Source organism: Mesorhizobium sp. M0894 (assembly GCF_040319725.1).
Classification (GTDB): Bacteria; Pseudomonadota; Alphaproteobacteria; order Rhizobiales; family Rhizobiaceae; genus Mesorhizobium.
The window spans coordinates 76,253-93,296 of record NZ_JAMYOG010000006.1; the positions used below are offsets into that span (position 1 = coordinate 76,253).

Below are 17,044 nucleotides of genomic sequence, written 5' to 3' on the forward strand. Positions count from 1 at the left end.
TCCTGCAAAGACTATCCCCTTCTACCCGTCAGCGTCATGTCGAAGTCGACGACGTTGGAGTAAATCGGCGTGCCGACATCCATGCCGTAGCGCGACCGCAACACCTTGCCGGTGACATGGAATTTTATCGTGCCCGCCCTGAGGCCGCCGAGCTCGGCCGTGAACTTTTCCTGAAAGGTCTTGCCGCGCGCCGTCAGCCGGCCGGTGACAAGGGCTGACGTGGCGCCGGTGCGTTTGACGCTGGTCGAACGGAACTGGATCTCCGGATTGTTGGCCGCGTCGAAAACCGCGTCCGAGCGAAGAAAGGCGTCGATGCGACTTTGGCCGGTACCGACGCTTTCGGGGAAGATGGTGAAATTGACCTGGGACCGGCCGACATCGCTGTTGTCGATGAGGATACTGCCCTTGAAGCGGGAGAAAGCACCGTCGAGCCCTCCGCCGCCGAGCTTGCCGATCGAGAAGTGGATGCTGGAACTCCCCGGGCTGATGGTGTAGCTGCCGGCCGCGTCGCCAAGGGCGACGGCGGCGAAAACAGGCATAGCAAAACAAGCGGCGGCTGCCGCAAATCCGAAGATGCGCGCGTACATGGAAATGGTCCTCTTGGCAGGCAACGCTTTCTTGCGTCCTCGCCCCATGAACGAATGAGCCGCCCGCTCTATTCCGTGTCGCGATGTGACGAAGCCGTGATCATGCGCAGCAGCACGGTATCCCTCAGCCAGAAATGATGACGCAGCGCCGCGGCCAGATGCAAAGCGACAAGTCCGATGCCGGCATAGGCGAGATACCAGTGCGTCGCTGCCCAGAAGCTTTCAGCCACGTCCGATTCGCCAAGCGGCAGATTGGGCATAACAAACAGATTGAACGGCACGCTCGGGATCTCCAGCACCGAGACCGAGACCAGCGCCCAGCCGGACAGCGGCAGAGCGAGCTGAAACGCATAAAGCGCAAGATGGACAAGTGGCGCGATGCGGCGCTCGAACGGGCCGACCGAGCGCGGCAGCGGCGGGGCCGGTCTGCCAAGGCGCCAGGCGATGCGCAGGATGACCAGCCCAAGCAGCAGGAAGCCGAAGGATTTATGCAGCTGGATCAGTTCGAAGGCGGTGCGCTGGCTGGACAGTCGCACCATGACGAAGCCGAGCACGAACTGGCCGATAAAGAGCGCCGCGATCAGCCAGTGAAGGATGATCGCCGTCCAGCCGTAGCCGGTGGCCTGGTTTTTGGGCAGTGCTGACATGGTCGGTGAACGAATGCCAGGTCGGCTTTCTTCCACCTCTCCCTTGTGGGGAGGGTTGGCTTACTCGCCGACCTTGAAGAAATCGACAAAGGCCCTGAGCGCCGGCCGCATCTGGCGGCGGCTTGGGTAATAGACGAAGAAGCCGTCGAAAAGCGGGCACCAGTCCTCCAGCACGCGAACAAGCTTGCCGGCGGCGAGCGCGTCGCGGACATAGTCCTCGAACACGAAGGCGAGCCCGGCGCCGTCGACCGCGGCGTTGGCAATCAGATGGTCCTCGTCGAGGATCAGCGGCCCTTTCACCGGGATTTCGATCTCCTCGCCGTTCTTCTCGAATTCCCAGCGATAGAGAATGCCGCTGGAGAAGCGGAAGCGGATGCAGCGGTGACCGGCAAGATCGCGCGGATGCTGCGGCTTGGGCATGGTCTCGAAATAGGATGGCGCGCCGACGACTGCGCCGCGAAGGTCCGGCCCGATGCGCACGGCGATCATGTCGCGCTGCAGGCTCTCGCCCAGCCGCACGCCGGCATCGAAGCCGCCCTTGACCACATCGGTGAAGCGGTCCTCGATGACGATCTCCAGCACGATGTCGGGATAGGCAGCGGCAAAGGCGCCGAGCCTTGGCGTCAGCGTCAGGTGGGCCGCGGTGCGCGGCACGGTCAGCCTGAGATTGCCGGCCGGCCGGTCGCGCGCCTCGATCGCCGATTCCAGCGCCAGGTCGATTTCCGACAGCGCCGGCCTGAGGCGCTCGAGCAGCTGCGCGCCCTCCTCGGTCGGAGCGACGCTGCGCGTGCTGCGCGCCAGAAGGCGGACGCCGAGGCGCGCTTCCAGGCTGGAAACCGCGTGGCTGACCGCCGATGGCGCGATTGCCAGCTCCTTGGCCGCGCCGCGAAAACTGCCGCATTGGGCGACCGTTGCCAGTACAGCGAGCTGTGAAAGATGGGTTCGCTTCATTGATCTATTTTTTGGAACAGCCTGTGCAAATGAGAGCCGATTATCGAACGCAGCGCAAGACGCTATCTCTGCGGCATCACAACCATCACAACAAGGAGATACGTGATGCAAACCCGCAAGCTCGGCAATGAACTTGACGTCTACCCGGTCGGCCTCGGCTGCATGGGGATGAGCTTTGCCTATGGCGGCCAGCCGGAGGCGGACGCGATCGCCACGCTGCGCCACGCTGTCGACATCGGCGTCAATTTCTTCGACACGGCCGAGGTTTACGGCCCCTACGAGAACGAGATCCTGGTTGGCAAGGCGCTGAAGCCTGTGCGTGACAAGGTGACGATTGCGACGAAATTCGGCTTCAAGATCCTGGAAGAAGGCAGCGGCATGGAGCGCATGGCCGGCGTCGACAGCCGCCCGGAACACGTCAAGGCGGTTGCCGAAGCGTCGTTGAAGCGGCTGGATACGGAGGTCATCGACCTCTATTACCAGCACCGCGTCGATCCCAACGTGCCGATCGAGGATACGGTCGGCGCCATGGCCGAGCTGGTGCGCGAGGGCAAGGTGCGGGCGCTCGGCCTGTCGGAGGCGAGTGCGGCGACCATCCGCCGGGCGCATGCGGTGCATCCGATCGCCGCGGTGCAGAGCGAATATTCGCTGTGGAGCCGCGATCCGGAGGAAGAGGTGTTTGCCGTCTGTCGCGAGCTCGGCATCGGCTTTGTCCCCTATAGCCCGCTCGGCCGCGGCCTGCTCACCGGCACGATCGCCAAGCCCGATGTTCTCGGCGCCGACGACTGGCGCCGCGGGTTGCCGCGCTTCCAGGCCGACGCCATGGCGGCCAATGCGGTGGTCATCGCGGTGCTGGAAAAGATTGCTGCCGAGAAGGGCGTAACGCCGGCGCAGCTGGCGCTCGCCTGGGTGCTGCATCAGGGCGACTTCATTGTCCCGATCCCCGGTGCGCGAAAAATCCGCCATCTGGAGCAGAATACGGCGGCAGCCGATATTGTGCTGAGCCAGGCCGAAGTGGCGTCCATCGGCGACGCGCTGTCGCCGGAAAAGGTGGTCGGCAAGCGCTATACCGAGGAGCTGCTGGCCCTGGTCAACGGTTGAACGGCGATCGACGGCGTAATCGAAACGGGGCGTTTCGGCGACCCGTTTTCGGTCGCACCGCAATGCAAATAATTGCGAGATATTGGCGCGAGGCACCCCCCTCTGTCCTGCCGGACATCTCCCCCTCAAGGGGGGAGATTGGACGTCACCTCGGCTTTCGCCAATCACGGACGTTGCAGGAGCGAGCGGATCGCCGAAGCTGCCGATCTCCCCCCTTGAGGGGGAGATGTCCGGCAGGACAGAGGGGGGTGCTGTCCCGCCGATATTTCCTACCAAGGCACGACACTGATCTCCGGCCAGTTCTCCCTCGCACGCGCGCCCTTCATCTCGTGCGTCTGCTGATTATCCAGTGCACGGTTCGGGGTAACGCGAAACGAGAAGATGTCGTCGAGCCCGAACGGCGCCACGAGCGCGAGTTGCCCATCGGTGCCGAATCTAACGCCGACCGCATGGGTTTTCGAAGCGAAATAGGACAGCGCCTCGGCGGACGACGACAGTCTGGGATAGGAACCGCCAAAGCGCGCCTCAAACCACAGATGCACCCGCGCCTGGTTGCGCACTTCGACCGGCAGCGTCAGTCCTTCGAACTGCTTCGCCGCCCGGCGGATGACCGTGTCCTCGGCCTCGTAAGACAGATCGCTCTCATCGAAATAGAACAGATCGACATCACGAATGCCATATCCCGAAGGCTTCGCCGTCAGATGATTCCAGACGCTGTTGTAAAGCGCGCCGGACACGACCAGCCAGTCGGGGAGGTCGAGCGCCCGTACCCGCGACAGCGTCTCGCCGACCAGCGGATCGGCCGAGACGATATCGAGAAAGGCTGCACGCTGTTCCTCGAAGGGCAGCCCTGAATAGCGCAAATGGTTCATCGCCCTTTGGAGGGCGATTCGCCATGCGTCCGCAATCCCTCAGCCGCGCAGCACGCCGCCGGTCTGTTTGCCGACATTCTCGACGATGCGCTTGGCCAGCGCCTCGAAATCCTCGTCGGTCAGCGTCTTTTCGACCGGCTGGATCGAAACTTCGATGGCGATCGACTTCTTCGCCGCGCCGAGCGCTGCACCCTCGAAAACATCGAACACCGAGACGCCGGAAATCAGCTTCCGGTCTGCGGCAAGGGCGGCGCGAACGAGTGTGCCGGCTTCGACCGCCTTGTCGACGACGAAGGCGAAATCGCGCTTGACCGCCTGGAAGGCGGACAGATCGAGCCTCGGCTTTGTCCGCGTCGGCTTGGCCTTCGGCTCGGGCACGGCATCGATGAACACCTCAAACCCGCAAAGCGGACCGGAGACGTCAAGCCCCTCCAGCGTCTTCGGGTGGAACTCGCCGAACGTGCCAAGGATTACCTTCGGCCCGAGCTTGATCGTGCCGGAGCGGCCGGGGTGATACCAGGCCGGGCTGCCGGCCTCGATCTGCAGCCGCTCGACCGGCGCGCCGCAGGCTTCGAGTGCTGCGATCGCATCGGCTTTGGCGTCGAAGACGCCGACGGCGCCGGCGTTGCCGGCCCAATGACGGCCGGAGCCCTCGAGCTTGGCGGTGCCGCGCCGAACGCCGGCGGCAACACGCCGCTGCTGGTCGGCGCCGTCGCCCTCGTAAGTGCCCGACACTTCGAACAGCGCGACATCGCCGATGCCCTTGTCGGCGTTGCGCTGCGCGGCCGCGATCAGGCCCGGCAGCAGCGACGGCCGCATGTCCGACATATCGGCGGCGATCGGGTTGGCAAGCTTCAGCGCCTGCTGGCCGCCGCCGAACAAATCGGCGTGTTTTGCCGGAATGAACGACCAGGTGACGGCCTCCATCATGCCGCGCACGGCAAGTGCCCGCTTGGCGGCGCGGGTGCGGATCTGCAGCACAGTCAGGATCTTGGCGTTGACCGCGTCGTGGCTGCCGAGCGGCTGCGGCGCGATATTGTCGACGCCGTGGATGCGCATGACCTCCTCAACCAGGTCGGCCTTGCCGTCGACATCCGGCCGCCAGGACGGGACCGCCACATTGACGACATCGCCCGTGCCCTCCGGCTTGAAGCCGAGGCGGGCAAGAATGTCGAGGCTCGTCGAGCGCGGCACTTCGATGCCGGTCAGCCGCTTCACGTCCGACAATGGGAACGAGACGATCTTCGGCCGATGGCCGGCATAGCCGACGACTTCGGTTTGCGTCGGCGTACCGCCGCAGAAATCGAGCACCAGCCTCGTCGCCAGCTCCACACCGGGAATCATCATTTCCGGGTCGACGCCACGCTCGAAGCGGTAGCGTGCATCGGTGATGATGCCGAGCGTGCGGCCGGTGCGGGCGGTGGCGATCGGGTCCCAAAGTGCCGACTCGATCAGCACGTCGGTGGTGTTCTCGTCGCAGCCGGAATGCTCGCCACCCATGATGCCGGCGATCGACTCGATACCATCCTGGTCGGCGATGACGCACATCTCCGGCGTCAGCGTGTATTCGCGGCCGTCGAGCGCCAGCACCTTTTCGCCGTCGCGTGCCCGGCGCACGGTGAGATTGCCGGTGACCTTCGCAGCGTCGAAGACATGCAGCGGCCGGCCGCGATCGAAGGTGACATAATTGGTGATGTCGACCAGCGCACTGATCGGCCTCAAGCCGATGGCGAGAAGCCTTTGCTGCAACCATTTCGGCGACGGTCCGTTCTTGACGCCGCGCACCAGGCGCAGCGCAAAGCCGAGACAGAGCTCCGGCGCTTCGATCGTCACCTTGACCGGCGTCTCGCCCTTGCCCGGGATCGGCTCTATCGGCGCGCTCTTCAGCGTGCCGAGCCCGCTCGCCGCCAGATCGCGGGCGATGCCATAAACGCTGGTCGCATCCGGCCGGTTCGGCGTCAGATTGATTTCGATCAGCGGATCGTCGAGATGGGCATAGGCGGCGAAACTGGTGCCGACCGGCGCATCGGCCGGCAGGTCGATGATGCCGTCATGCTCCTCGGACAGTTCGAGCTCGCGCTCGGAGCACATCATGCCGTGGCTTTCGACGCCGCGGATCTTGCCGACGGCCAGCGTCACGTCGATGCCGGGAATATAGGTGCCGGGTGCTGCAAAGGCGCCGATCAGGCCGGCGCGGGCGTTCGGCGCTCCACACACGACCTGCACTGGCGCCCTGCCGTCGCCGGTGTCGACGGTCAGCACGCGAAGCCGGTCGGCGTCGGGATGCTGGACCGCCGCCAGCACCTTGGCGATGACGAAGGGGGCCAGGCTCGCCCGGTCGTCGACATGCTCGACCTCGAGGCCGATCGAGGTGAGACGTTCGACGATTTCCGCCAGCGAGGCATCGGTCTCGAGGTGATCCTTGAGCCAGGAGAGGGTGAGTTTCATGACTGTGTTCCGTCTGGTCTGGGCACGCTGCACTTGAAGCTATGCGGCCGCGCGTCGGACATGTGCAGGAAGGCGACCTGCCCGCGGATTTGCTGCGGCCCGATTGTCACGCGCTTAGCCCGCCAAACAGCGTCGGCATGTCGAGCGGCCTAAAACCGTAATGCGACAGCCAGCGCACATCCGCGTCGAAGAAGGCGCGCAAGTCGGGCATGCCGTATTTCAGCATGGCGATGCGGTCGATGCCCATGCCCCAGGCAAAGCCCTGGTATTCGTCGGGATCGAGCCCGCCGTAACGGAGCACATTGGGGTGGACCATGCCGCAGCCGAGGATCTCCATCCAATCTGAGCCTTCGCCGAAGCGCACCTCGCCCGGCCGCGAACGGTCGCACTGGATGTCGACCTCGAGGCTGGGCTCGGTGAAGGGGAAGAAGGACGGCCGGAAGCGCATCTTGACGCTCGGCACCTCGAAGAAGGCCTTACAGAACTCCTCCAGTACCCACTTCATGTTGGCGACGTTGGCCGATTTGTCGATCACCAGCCCCTCGACCTGATGGAACATCGGTGAGTGGGTGGCATCGGAATCCTGCCGGTAGGTCTTGCCAGGAATGACAATGCGGATTGGCGGCTTCTGCATCTCCATGGTGCGGATCTGCACCGGCGAGGTGTGGGTGCGCAAAAGCTTGCGTTCGCCCTGCTCGTCCGGCTGGAAGAAGAAGGTGTCGTGCATCTCGCGCGCCGGGTGGCCTTCCGGGAAGTTCAGCGAGGTGAAATTGTAATAGTCGGTCTCGATGTCGGGACCTTCGGCGATGGCAAAGCCGAGATCGCCGAAGATCGCCGCGATCTCGTCGATAACCTGGCTGATCGGATGGATGCGGCCGCGCTCGGCCGGCGATTGTCGCACCGGCAAGGTGACGTCGACCTTCTCGGCGGCAAGCCGTGCCGTGATCGCCACATCTTTCAGCTCGGCGCGACGGGCCGAAAGTGCCTCGGTGACGCGGTTCTTGAGGCCGTTGATTGCCGGGCCTTTGACCTGGCGCTCCTCGGCGCTCATCGAGCCGAGTGTCTTCAGTATCTCGGAGACCGAACCCTTCTTGCCGAGGGCAGAGACACGCACCGCCTCGATTGCTTGCTCGTCGGCGGCAGAGGCGATCTCGGCCATCAGGGAATTTTCGAGAGTTTCCATGTCACTCATGTTCCAGACCCGATTGGAAGCAAAGAAAAACCCGCGCCAGCCCTGCCAGCGCGGGTTTCCCAAATCAAGTGTCGAATAGCTTGGGAAGCGCTGGTCTTAAGCGACAGCGCTTTCAAAAGCGTTCGGCGTGGTGTTCTTGAGGTATTCGAGCGCGACCTTGGCCTTGGCCACGAGTGCGGCAAAAGCCTGCGGCTCGTGGATGGCCATGTCCGACAGGATCTTGCGATCGATCTCGATGCCGGCCTTGTTGAGACCGTCGATGAAACGGCCATAGGTCAAGCCATGCTCATGCGTCGCCGCATTGATGCGCTGGATCCACAGCGCGCGGAACGAACGCTTGCGATTCTTGCGGTCGCGATAGGCGTACTGCAGCGACTTTTCCACCGCCTGCTTGGCGATGCGAATGGTGTTCTTGCGGCGGCCGTAAAAACCCTTGGCGGCTTTCAGGACCTTCTTGTGCTTGGCGTGCGAGGTGACGCCTCTCTTTACGCGTGCCATGTCATGATCTCCTTAAAAGCAATTCCAGGAAAAGTGCCTAGCGGTTTTCCGTTCGGAATTGCGTAAAACAAATGCGTGTCCAGACCGAATGCCCTTATTTGGCGCATGATGTTTTCCAAAAAGTTTGCAACTTTTTGGCATCATGCCCTAGAGGCCGTTCGGCAGAAAATTCTTGATGACCTTCTTGCCATCCGGTTCAGCCAGAACCATCGTGCCGCGGGCATTTCGAATGAACTTGTTGGAACGCTTGATCATGCCGTGACGCTTGCCGGCCGCAGCCGACAGAACTTTACCCGTACCTGTGATCTTGAACCGCTTCTTGGCGGCCGATTTGGTCTTCATCTTGGGCATTTTGCTACTCCGTATATATGCGCACCAATGCGCTTTTTGTTCGCTTCAGGCCGACCAAAGCCCGAAAAGCAAATGAAACCGCCACGGCATGCCCTGCCGGGCGGTTTTTTTGGAACGCGGTCATATACGTCAAAGCGAGGGCGCGCGCAACACCCAGCGCTCAGCAACCTTGTAGTGCTCAGGGGAAACGGAACAGCACCGGTAATATGCCCGACTGCTGGGCGCCGTCGATCAGTTCGAAAGCCGGCAAGGCAAGGAGGAACACCAGCCCGTCCAGTAACGTGGTTCGCAGCAGGCGCGGCTTGAAGCTGCCGGTGTCGCCTTCCTGATACAGTGACAGTTTCGGGAAGAAGCGCGGCACTTTCGCCAGATAGGCCTGGTATGGCGCGCCGAGAACCTCCTTGAGGAATTTCTCCTCGCGCAGGATAACGATGTAAAAGGCACCCGCGCAGAGCGCTCCAAAGCCGATCGTGGCCGCGATGGAGCCGATCTGTGCGCCGACACCAGCGGCAGCTAAAGTGGAGAAAAGGTAGAGTGGGTTGCGCGTGATCGAATAGGGTCCGCCGGTCACCACTTCGGAGGATTTGCGTCCGCCGATGTAAAGCGTTGACCACAAGCGCCCGACGATGCCGAGAAAGATCAGCACGACGCCGACCATTTCGATCGTTTCATGCACTGGCGTATCGGGAGGGAAAACCGACTGGCCGAACAGCAGCGCCGCGAACATCACCATGATGAGAACGGCAAGTACCATCCTGCGCATATGCTGGTAGCTGCCAAGCCCGTGCTTAACTTGCGCGTATCTGACTTCATTGACCATGTCGGGAATCCGATCGTCGAGGGAACCAGAGCGTCGTTGCTCTCGCCGGCGATCGCAGCGTCTGGCCAAGAAAACAGGCGCCCCGCCGATCGCCGGGACGCCTTGCAACATGATTCAGGCGGATTTAATGCATGTCGCCCAAAAGTGCGCAGCGGTTTTGGGACAACGACATGCACAAAACAGAACTAAAGCGCAACGCGCTTTAGCGGGGCGCCAGCACCATCATCATCTGGCGGCCTTCGAGCTTCGGTTCGGCTTCGACCTTGGCGATGGGCGCCACTTCCTCGCGAACCTTATTCAGAAGCTGCATGCCGAGTTCCATGTGCGCCATCTCGCGACCGCGGAAGCGCAATGTCAGCTTGACCTTATCGCCTTCCTCGAAAAAGCGCCGGACGGCCTTCATCTTGGTCTCATAGTCGTGGCTGTCGATGTTCGGGCGCATCTTGATCTCCTTGATCTCGATGACCTTCTGGTTCTTGCGCGCCTCGGCCGCCTTCTTCTGGTTGGCGTATTTCAGCTTCCCGAGATCGAGGATCTTTACGACGGGCGGCACTGCATTGGGCGATATCTCGACCAGATCGAGCCCAGCCTCTTCGGCGAGCAGCAATGCGTCGTTGATGGAGACATCGCCCCGGTTCTGGCCTTCGGCGTCGATTAGCTGGACCCGGGGAACCCGGATATCACGGTTGGAGCGCGGGCCTTCCTTGGTGGGCGCCGCTGCTTTGAAAGGTCTGCGAATGGTCGTGGTCTCCTTGAGCCGTTTCGTTAAGGGGTTCTTCAGTTCAGAATTGCGAACGCGCAATGTGGTGAGTGCGCGGTCGGAGTCAATAGCACAGCATTCTCAGGAAATCACCTGCTCGATGAATGCTCCTCTGCACCAAGCGAAGAAAGTAACAGAGCACTTTTCGTTGAACCCCCGCTTGTGCCAAAAGACCGGCGCGAGGGAATACACCATGAGCACCACCACCCCGATCTTCCTAGACGTCGACGGGACGAGCATCGCCGTCAGGCATGCGGCAGGTGCCGAGCCCGGCATCGTCTGGCTTGGCGGCTACAAATCCGACATGCTGGGCACCAAGGCCGAAACCCTGTCGGAATGGACGCGCAAAGAAAGCCGGGCCTTCCTGCGCCACGATTATTCCGGCCATGGCGAATCGGGTGGCGCCTTTGCCGACGGCACCATCTCGAAATGGCTAGGCGAGAGCCTGGCGGTTTTCCGCCGCTTCACCCAGGGCAGGCAAATCCTGGTTGGTTCGTCGATGGGCGCGTGGATCGCGCTGCGCATGGTGCAGGAATTGCGTAAGGCGGGCGAGAACAGCGTCGCCGGCCTTGTGCTGCTGGCCCCGGCGCCCGATTTCACGTTCGAACTGGTGGAGCCGGTGCTGACCGGAGCGCAGAAGCGCGACCTCAGGAAAAAGGGTTTTTTCGAAGAGCCGTCGGATTATTCAGCCGAGCCTTACATCTACACGCGCGCTCTGATCGAGGACGGCCGCAGCAACCGGGTGATGACCGGGCCGGTCGACACGCACTGTCCGGTCCATATCCTGCAAGGCCTGGCCGATCCCGACGTGCCGTCGAGCCATGCGCTCAAGCTGGTCGGCCTGCTGCCGGCCGACGACGTCACGCTGTCGCTCATTCCGGACGGCGACCACCGCCTGTCGCGGCCTCAGGATCTCGACATGCTGGTGCGGGCGGTGGACGCGATGGTGCGGCAGGCGGGATAGAAACATGCGCATTTCCATTCCGGTGTCCGCCTTTGTGGCGGCGATCGTCGGCTTCGGCGGTACGCTGGCCATCGTCATTGCCGCCGCCAAGGCGGTCGGCGCAACGCAGGTCGAGACCGCAAGCTGGGTGACGGCACTCTGCCTGGCGATGGCCATCGAGAGCCTGTGGCTGTCCTGGCGCACGAAAATGCCGGTCATCACCGCATGGTCGACGCCGGGCGTCGCGCTGATCGCCGCATCGACCGGCTTTTCGATGGGCGAGGCGGTTGGCGCCTTCATCGTCACCGGGGTCCTGCTGGTCGCCACCGGCCTGTTCGGGCCATTGACCAAGCTGATCGCCAGAATACCGGCTTCGGTCGCGTCCGGAATGCTGGCCGGCATCGTCGTAACCTTCGCCATCAATGCGGTGAAGGCCGTGCCCGTCGACCCCTGGCTGATCCTGCCGCTGGTTGCGGTCTTCTTCGTCATCCGCCTGTTCAACCCGGCGCTGTCGGTGCTGTTGGTGCTGATCGGCGGCGGTCTCGCGGCCTTTCTTACCGACCGGGTCGGCGGTCTGCCGGCACCGGAACTCTCGAGCTTGACGCTGGTAATGCCGCAGTTCACCGCCGCTTCGATCATCGGCCTGGCATTGCCGCTCTATCTGGTCACCATGGCCTCGCAGAACCTATCCGGCCTCGCCGTGCTGAGGGCAGCCGGCTATCATCCCGAACCCGGGCCGCTGATCGGCGTCACCGGCCTGTTTTCGCTGCTGACGGCGCCGTTCGGCGCCTCGACGACCAATCTTGCGGCGATCTCGGCGGCGATCTGCACCGGACCCGACGTGCATCCCGATCCGGCCGAGCGCTGGAAGACCGGCCCGTTCTATGCGCTGGCCTATCTTGTCTTTGCCCTGTTCGGCGCCTCGCTGGTGGCGATCTTCGCCGTATTGCCGCAGAGCCTGATCGCGCTGGTCGCCGGCCTGGCGCTGATGGCACCGCTCGCCAATGCGCTGTCGATCGCCTTGAAAGACGAGGACGAGCGGATGGCCGCTACCGTCACCTTCGCCGTCACCGCATCAGGGCTGACGCTGTTCGGCGTCGGTGCGGCGTTCTGGGGCCTGATCGCCGGATTGGTCGTGCTTTTCCTTGAAATGCTCAAAAAGCGATAATCATTTCAGCCGCTTGTCCGGTTTTGGCGGTTGCTGTCTTGAATCGCCGTTTTCTCCATCCCATTTCGATTCCACGCAGCCGGATTTGGCTGTCTCCAACTGAAGGATTGGGAGAAATGAACACATCTGCATTGATCCGTCCGGCCTGGACGCCGGCGACCATCGCGCTGATGGTGATCGGGTTCATGGTGTTCTGGCCGCTCGGCTTCGCCATGCTCGCCTACATCATCTGGGGCGACCGGCTCGACGGCTTCAAGCGTGACGTCAACCGCGCCACCGACGGCATCTTCGCCGGCTGCCGCCGCGGTTCCGACAAGGCCGCGCGCTGGGGCCATGGCTCCGCCCGCACCGGCAACGTCGCTTTCGACGACTGGCGCGAAAAGGAACTCGAGCGGCTTGCCGAGGAACGCCGCAAGCTCGACGAGATGCTGAGCGAGTTCGACGAATATGCCCGCGAATTGCGCCGCGCCAAGGACCAGGAAGAGTTCGATCGTTTCATGGCCAACCGCAACAAGTCGACGTCTCCCACGACCGGGTCGACGACGAACAACAAAACCACCGGCAAGTCCACGCCAGGCCTGCTCGACGAGTAAGGGTCCCGTGCCCAGATAGATAATCCAACGGCGTCGCGTCAGCGGCGCCGTTTCTTTTTTGTTCTAGTCGTTTCCCTCGAATCACGTATCGTCCCGGAATGTCCTTCGGCTTCTTTCGCACCCCGACGAAACCCAAGCCCACGCCCGTCGTGGAGCGCGAGCATTGCGTTGCCGGCCGCACGCTGCCACTCAAGATCGTCGAGAACGACAGGGCGCGGCGCCTGACGCTGCGCATCGATTCCGGCGGCCGCGGCCTGCGCATCACCGTGCCGCCGGGGCTGCGGCGCGGCGAGGTGGAAAAATTCCTCGACCGTCATCAGGACTGGCTGGAGCAAAGGCTGGCCAAGGTGCCCAACCGGCCGCAGGTGCGGCCCGGCATCAAGATACCGGTGCGCGGTGTGTCGCATCGCATCGTCCATGAACCGTCGAAACGCGGTACAGTCACGCTGTCGCGCGACGAGCGCGGTCCGCTGATGATCGTGCATGGTGAGCGCCTGCATCTGCCGCGCCGCATCGCCGATTTCCTCAAGCGCGAAGCCAAGCGCGAGATCGAGGCGCTGGTGACCAAGCACAGTGCTGCGGTCGGCAAGCGCGCCAAGGCGATCCGCTTCAAGGATACGTCGAGCCGCTGGGGGTCCTGCACGTCGGACGGCAATCTGTCGTTTTCCTGGCGCATCATGATGGCGCCGCGGCCGGTGATAAACTACCTCGTGGCGCACGAGGTGGCGCATCTCAAGGAGATGAACCACGGCCCGAAATTCTGGAAATTATGCGAGCAGCTGTGCCCGGACACCGAGCGCTGCAAGGATTGGCTCAAGCGCAATGGCGGCGCGCTGCAGGCGATCACGTTCGAGTAGTTGTCCGATCAATCGTCATTCGCCGCGTTCAACTCCTCCGGCCGCAACCCCTCATCGACATGGCGCGGCCAAGGCAGAAAATCCTTCTCGAAGCCATCGTTGCTGAAATAAGCCAGCGCCCGATGCGCCTCCGCGCCGTTGAAGGCTGCCTTGTCCATCAAATGAGCGATGACCTCATGGGCCTGCGCCAGCTTTTGCCTGAGTTCCGCGACGGTCTTTTCCGGCATGGTCTTTGTTCTCCCGCCTTTGTGCCTGAGCAAGGTAGCGCGTTGCGCTCTTATATTAGCAAGGTGGCGCGTTCCGCTCTTACATTAGCAAGGTAGCGCGTTCCGCGCCGGCGGCAAACAGGATGCTTTTTCTCGACTCTTTGGTCGTTTCGTGCCAATCCCGCGCCATGGCGCTGGACATCAAGATATGCGGATTGAAGACTGACAAGGCACTGGCCGCGGCATTGGCCGGCGGCGCCAGCCATGTCGGCTTCAATTTCTTTGCCAAAAGCCCGCGCTATGTCGAGCCGGTGGAAGCCGGCCGCCTGCGCGAAGCGGCGCGCGGCAAGACCAAGGCGGTTGCGGTGACGGTCGACGCCAGCGACGCGTTCCTGGACGAGATCGTCGAAAAAATGCAGCCCGACATGCTGCAGCTTCACGGCGCCGAAACGCCCGACCGGGTGGCTGAGGTGAAGGCGCGCTACGGCTTGCCGGTGATGAAGGCCTTGCCGGTCAGCGAGGCTGCCGATCTCGAGCGGGTTAAACCCTTCGTCGGCATTGCCGACCGTTTCCTGTTCGATGCCAAGCCGCCTAAGGGTTCGGAACTGCCGGGCGGCAACGGTCTTGCCTTCGACTGGCGCATTCTGGCCGGCCTTGACGCCGGCGTCGATTACATGCTTTCCGGTGGGCTCAATGCCGGCAATATCGGCGACGCCCTTGGGCTGGCGAACCCGCCCGGAATAGATCTTTCCTCGGGCGTGGAAAGCGCGCCGGGGGTCAAGGAACCGGCGCTGATCGAACAATTTTTCCGGGCCGTCGGGGCAGCACGCGACAACCGCGCCGCCTGACCACGCTTCAAACCACAGACCAGGAGATCGGCGATGGATAAGCCGGCGATACCGAATTCCTTCCGCACCGGCCCCGACGAGCAGGGCATGTTCGGCATTTTTGGCGGTCGTTTCGTTGCCGAAACGCTGATGCCGCTGATCCTTGAGCTGGAGCGGCACTGGAACGAGGTCAAGAACGATCCGGACTTCAAGGCCGAACTGACCGATCTCTCGACGCATTACGCCGGGCGGCCGTCGAAGCTCTATTTCGCCGAAGGCTTGACCAGGCATCTTCGCGAGGTTTCCGCAGCGAAGGGCCTCGGCGGGGGCGCAAAGGTCTATTTCAAGCGCGAGGATCTGAACCACACCGGCTCGCACAAGATCAACAACTGCCTCGGCCAGATCCTGCTCGCCAAGCGCATGGGCAAGACGAGGATCATCGCCGAGACCGGAGCCGGCCAGCATGGCGTCGCTTCCGCTACAGTGGCGGCGCGCTTTGGGCTTCCCTGTATCGTCTATATGGGCGCGACCGATGTCGCCCGGCAAAGCCCCAACGTCTTTCGCATGAAGCTTCTGGGCGCGGAAGTGCGGCCGGTGACCGCCGGCCACGGCACGCTGAAGGACGCCATGAACGAGGCGTTGCGCGACTGGGTGACCAATGTCGAGGACACCTATTACCTGATCGGCACCGCCGCCGGCCCCCACCCCTATCCAGAGCTGGTGCGCGACTTCCAATCGGTGATCGGCACCGAGGCACGCGCCCAGATCCTCGAGCAGGAAGGCCGGCTGCCGGACACCATCATCGCTTCTGTCGGCGGCGGTTCCAACGCCATCGGCCTGTTCCATCCCTTCCTCGACGACAAAGAGGTTCGCATCATCGGCGTCGAAGCCGGCGGCCGCGGCCTCGATGGCATCGAGCATTGCGCTTCGATGAGTGCCGGCGCGCCCGGCGTGCTGCATGGCAACCGTACCTACCTCCTGCAGAACGCCGACGGCCAGATCATGGACGGCCACTCGATCTCGGCCGGGCTCGACTATCCCGGCGTCGGGCCGGAGCACTCGTGGCTGCGCGATTCCGGCCGCGTCGACTATGTGCCGATCCTCGACGACGAGGCGCTCGAGGCGTTTCAGCTGACGACGCGCGTCGAGGGCATCATTCCGGCGCTGGAATCCGCCCACGCTATCGCGCAGGCGGTGAAGATCGTGCCTGATATGGACAAGGACCAGATCGTCATCGTCAATCTGTCCGGCCGCGGCGACAAGGACGTGCATACGGTGGCCAATATGCTGGGCATGGAGATCTGATCATGACCACCCGTATCGACCGCCGCATGGCGAAGCTGAAGGCCGAAGGCCGACCGGCACTCGTCACCTATTTCATGGGCGGCGACCCCGACTACGACACGTCGCTGTCGATCATGAAGGCGCTGCCTGGCGCCGGCAGCGACATCATCGAGCTCGGCATGCCGTTTTCTGATCCAATGGCCGACGGCCCGGCGATCCAGGCGGCCGGCCTGCGGGCGCTGAAGGGCGGCCAGACACTGGTCAAGACGCTGAAGATGGCCTCGGAATTCCGCGCCGGCGACAATGAAACGCCGATTGTCTTGATGGGCTACTACAATCCGATCTACATCTACGGCGTCAAGCGCTTCCTGAGCGACGCGCTGGCCAGCGGCATAGACGGGCTGATCGTCGTCGACCTGCCACCGGAGATGGACGAGGAGCTTTGCATCCCGGCACTCAAGGCCGGCATCAACTTCATCCGGCTGGCGACCCCGACCACCGACGACAAGCGCCTGCGCAAGGTGCTGCAGAACACGTCGGGCTTCGTCTACTATGTCTCGATGACCGGCATTACCGGCTCGGCGCTGGCCGACACCGGCAAGGTGGCGGCAGCGGTCAAGCGCATCAAGAGCCATACCGACCTGCCCGTCTGCGTCGGCTTCGGCGTCAAGACCGCCGAGCAGGCGCGCACCATCGGTGCCTCGGCCGACGGCGTCGTCGTCGGCACGGCGATCGTCAATGCGGTCGCCAACGTGCTCGGGCCGAAGGGCGAAAAGACCGCCGATCCGGCAGAAGCTGTCGCCACGCTGGTCAGCGGGCTGTCGCAAGGGGTTCGCGCGGCTCGCCTTGCTGCCGCCGAATAGTCTTGATCATCTGGTTGACCATGATCTTTGCCGAAAACCGGTTTCCACTTTTCGGGATCATGGTCTAACTCTTCGT

19 protein-coding genes are annotated in these 17,044 nt (G+C 63.1%); 8 read left to right on the forward strand and 11 right to left on the reverse strand.

Going from position 1 to position 17,044, the window contains the following annotated elements; all coding sequences use genetic code 11:
• Nucleotides 1-11 precede the first annotated feature (11 nt).
• The 3 genes from NKH91_RS13720 to NKH91_RS13730 form a co-directional block, all read right to left on the reverse strand.
• Entirely contained in the window at nt 12-587 is a 576-nt protein-coding gene (locus NKH91_RS13720) for a YceI family protein (protein ID WP_352484690.1), read from the reverse strand.
• Nucleotides 588-655: 68 nt separating this feature from the next.
• Nucleotides 656-1,234 (reverse strand): cytochrome b, encoded by a 579-nt coding sequence (locus NKH91_RS13725; RefSeq protein ID WP_352847700.1) that lies wholly within the window; start codon nt 1,232-1,234, stop codon nt 656-658.
• A 60-nt stretch (nt 1,235-1,294) separates the two neighbouring features.
• On the reverse strand, nt 1,295-2,185 hold the full coding sequence (locus NKH91_RS13730) for a LysR family transcriptional regulator (protein ID WP_352847698.1): 891 nt from the start codon (nt 2,183-2,185) through the stop codon (nt 1,295-1,297).
• Nucleotides 2,186-2,290: 105 nt separating this feature from the next.
• Here NKH91_RS13730 and NKH91_RS13735 point away from each other — a divergent pair, with 105 nt between their 5' ends.
• The gene (locus tag NKH91_RS13735) at nt 2,291-3,286 is read left to right on the forward strand and encodes an aldo/keto reductase (protein ID WP_352847696.1); all 996 of its coding nucleotides are present in this window, start codon (nt 2,291-2,293) and stop codon (nt 3,284-3,286) included.
• A gap of 269 nt (nt 3,287-3,555) precedes the next feature.
• Here NKH91_RS13735 and NKH91_RS13740 read toward each other — a convergent pair whose 3' ends face one another.
• From NKH91_RS13740 to infC, 7 genes are all read right to left on the reverse strand, one after another.
• Nucleotides 3,556-4,158: a nucleotidyltransferase family protein gene (locus NKH91_RS13740; RefSeq protein ID WP_352484467.1), complete on the reverse strand. Its 603-nt coding sequence runs from the start codon at nt 4,156-4,158 to the stop codon at nt 3,556-3,558.
• Between the two features lie 39 nt (nt 4,159-4,197).
• Nucleotides 4,198-6,606 carry a phenylalanine--tRNA ligase subunit beta gene (pheT, locus tag NKH91_RS13745; RefSeq protein ID WP_352847694.1) on the reverse strand — a complete coding sequence of 803 codons (2,409 nt, stop codon included), beginning with the start codon at nt 6,604-6,606 and terminating at the stop codon, nt 4,198-4,200.
• Nucleotides 6,607-6,712: 106 nt separating this feature from the next.
• On the reverse strand, nt 6,713-7,798 hold the full coding sequence (gene pheS, locus NKH91_RS13750) for a phenylalanine--tRNA ligase subunit alpha (RefSeq protein WP_352847692.1): 1,086 nt from the start codon (nt 7,796-7,798) through the stop codon (nt 6,713-6,715).
• A gap of 96 nt (nt 7,799-7,894) precedes the next feature.
• On the reverse strand, nt 7,895-8,296 hold the full coding sequence (gene rplT, locus NKH91_RS13755) for a 50S ribosomal protein L20 (protein ID WP_006201247.1): 402 nt from the start codon (nt 8,294-8,296) through the stop codon (nt 7,895-7,897).
• 147 nt (nt 8,297-8,443) lie between these two features.
• Entirely contained in the window at nt 8,444-8,647 is a 204-nt protein-coding gene (gene rpmI, locus NKH91_RS13760) for a 50S ribosomal protein L35 (protein ID WP_006201248.1), read from the reverse strand.
• A 178-nt stretch (nt 8,648-8,825) separates the two neighbouring features.
• Nucleotides 8,826-9,467: a methyltransferase family protein gene (locus tag NKH91_RS13765; protein ID WP_023718299.1), complete on the reverse strand. Its 642-nt coding sequence runs from the start codon at nt 9,465-9,467 to the stop codon at nt 8,826-8,828.
• Nucleotides 9,468-9,669: 202 nt separating this feature from the next.
• Nucleotides 9,670-10,206, reverse strand: a complete 537-nt coding sequence (gene infC / locus NKH91_RS13770; protein WP_023677573.1) for a translation initiation factor IF-3 — start codon at nt 10,204-10,206, stop codon at nt 9,670-9,672.
• 214 nt (nt 10,207-10,420) lie between these two features.
• On the opposite strand from infC, the gene NKH91_RS13775 reads away from it, so the two are divergent.
• The 4 genes from NKH91_RS13775 to NKH91_RS13790 all read left to right on the forward strand — a co-directional run bounded on the left by NKH91_RS13775 (nt 10,421) and on the right by NKH91_RS13790 (nt 13,788).
• Nucleotides 10,421-11,191 carry an alpha/beta hydrolase gene (locus tag NKH91_RS13775; protein WP_352484469.1) on the forward strand — a complete coding sequence of 257 codons (771 nt, stop codon included), beginning with the start codon at nt 10,421-10,423 and terminating at the stop codon, nt 11,189-11,191.
• A 4-nt stretch (nt 11,192-11,195) separates the two neighbouring features.
• Nucleotides 11,196-12,338, forward strand: a complete 1,143-nt coding sequence (locus NKH91_RS13780) for a benzoate/H(+) symporter BenE family transporter (protein ID WP_352847690.1) — start codon at nt 11,196-11,198, stop codon at nt 12,336-12,338.
• 116 nt (nt 12,339-12,454) lie between these two features.
• Nucleotides 12,455-12,931 carry a DUF2852 domain-containing protein gene (locus NKH91_RS13785; RefSeq protein ID WP_352495238.1) on the forward strand — a complete coding sequence of 159 codons (477 nt, stop codon included), beginning with the start codon at nt 12,455-12,457 and terminating at the stop codon, nt 12,929-12,931.
• A 98-nt stretch (nt 12,932-13,029) separates the two neighbouring features.
• Nucleotides 13,030-13,788 carry a M48 family metallopeptidase gene (locus NKH91_RS13790; RefSeq protein WP_352847687.1) on the forward strand — a complete coding sequence of 253 codons (759 nt, stop codon included), beginning with the start codon at nt 13,030-13,032 and terminating at the stop codon, nt 13,786-13,788.
• A gap of 8 nt (nt 13,789-13,796) precedes the next feature.
• Here the strand turns inward: NKH91_RS13790 and NKH91_RS13795 are convergent, their stop codons facing one another.
• Entirely contained in the window at nt 13,797-14,015 is a 219-nt protein-coding gene (locus tag NKH91_RS13795) for a hypothetical protein (RefSeq protein ID WP_023718294.1), read from the reverse strand.
• 167 nt (nt 14,016-14,182) lie between these two features.
• Between NKH91_RS13795 and NKH91_RS13800 the strand changes: the two genes are divergently transcribed.
• Genes NKH91_RS13800 through trpA form a run of 3 tightly spaced genes read left to right on the forward strand, consistent with a single transcriptional unit; the run spans nt 14,183 to nt 16,968 of the window.
• Nucleotides 14,183-14,842: a phosphoribosylanthranilate isomerase gene (locus NKH91_RS13800; RefSeq protein ID WP_352847788.1), complete on the forward strand. Its 660-nt coding sequence runs from the start codon at nt 14,183-14,185 to the stop codon at nt 14,840-14,842.
• A gap of 33 nt (nt 14,843-14,875) precedes the next feature.
• Nucleotides 14,876-16,126, forward strand: a complete 1,251-nt coding sequence (gene trpB, locus NKH91_RS13805) for a tryptophan synthase subunit beta (RefSeq protein WP_352847685.1) — start codon at nt 14,876-14,878, stop codon at nt 16,124-16,126.
• Nucleotides 16,127-16,128: 2 nt separating this feature from the next.
• Nucleotides 16,129-16,968, forward strand: coding sequence for a tryptophan synthase subunit alpha (gene trpA / locus NKH91_RS13810; protein WP_352484473.1), 840 nt, complete (start codon nt 16,129-16,131; stop codon nt 16,966-16,968).
• The last annotated feature ends 76 nt before the right edge of the window (nt 16,969-17,044 follow it).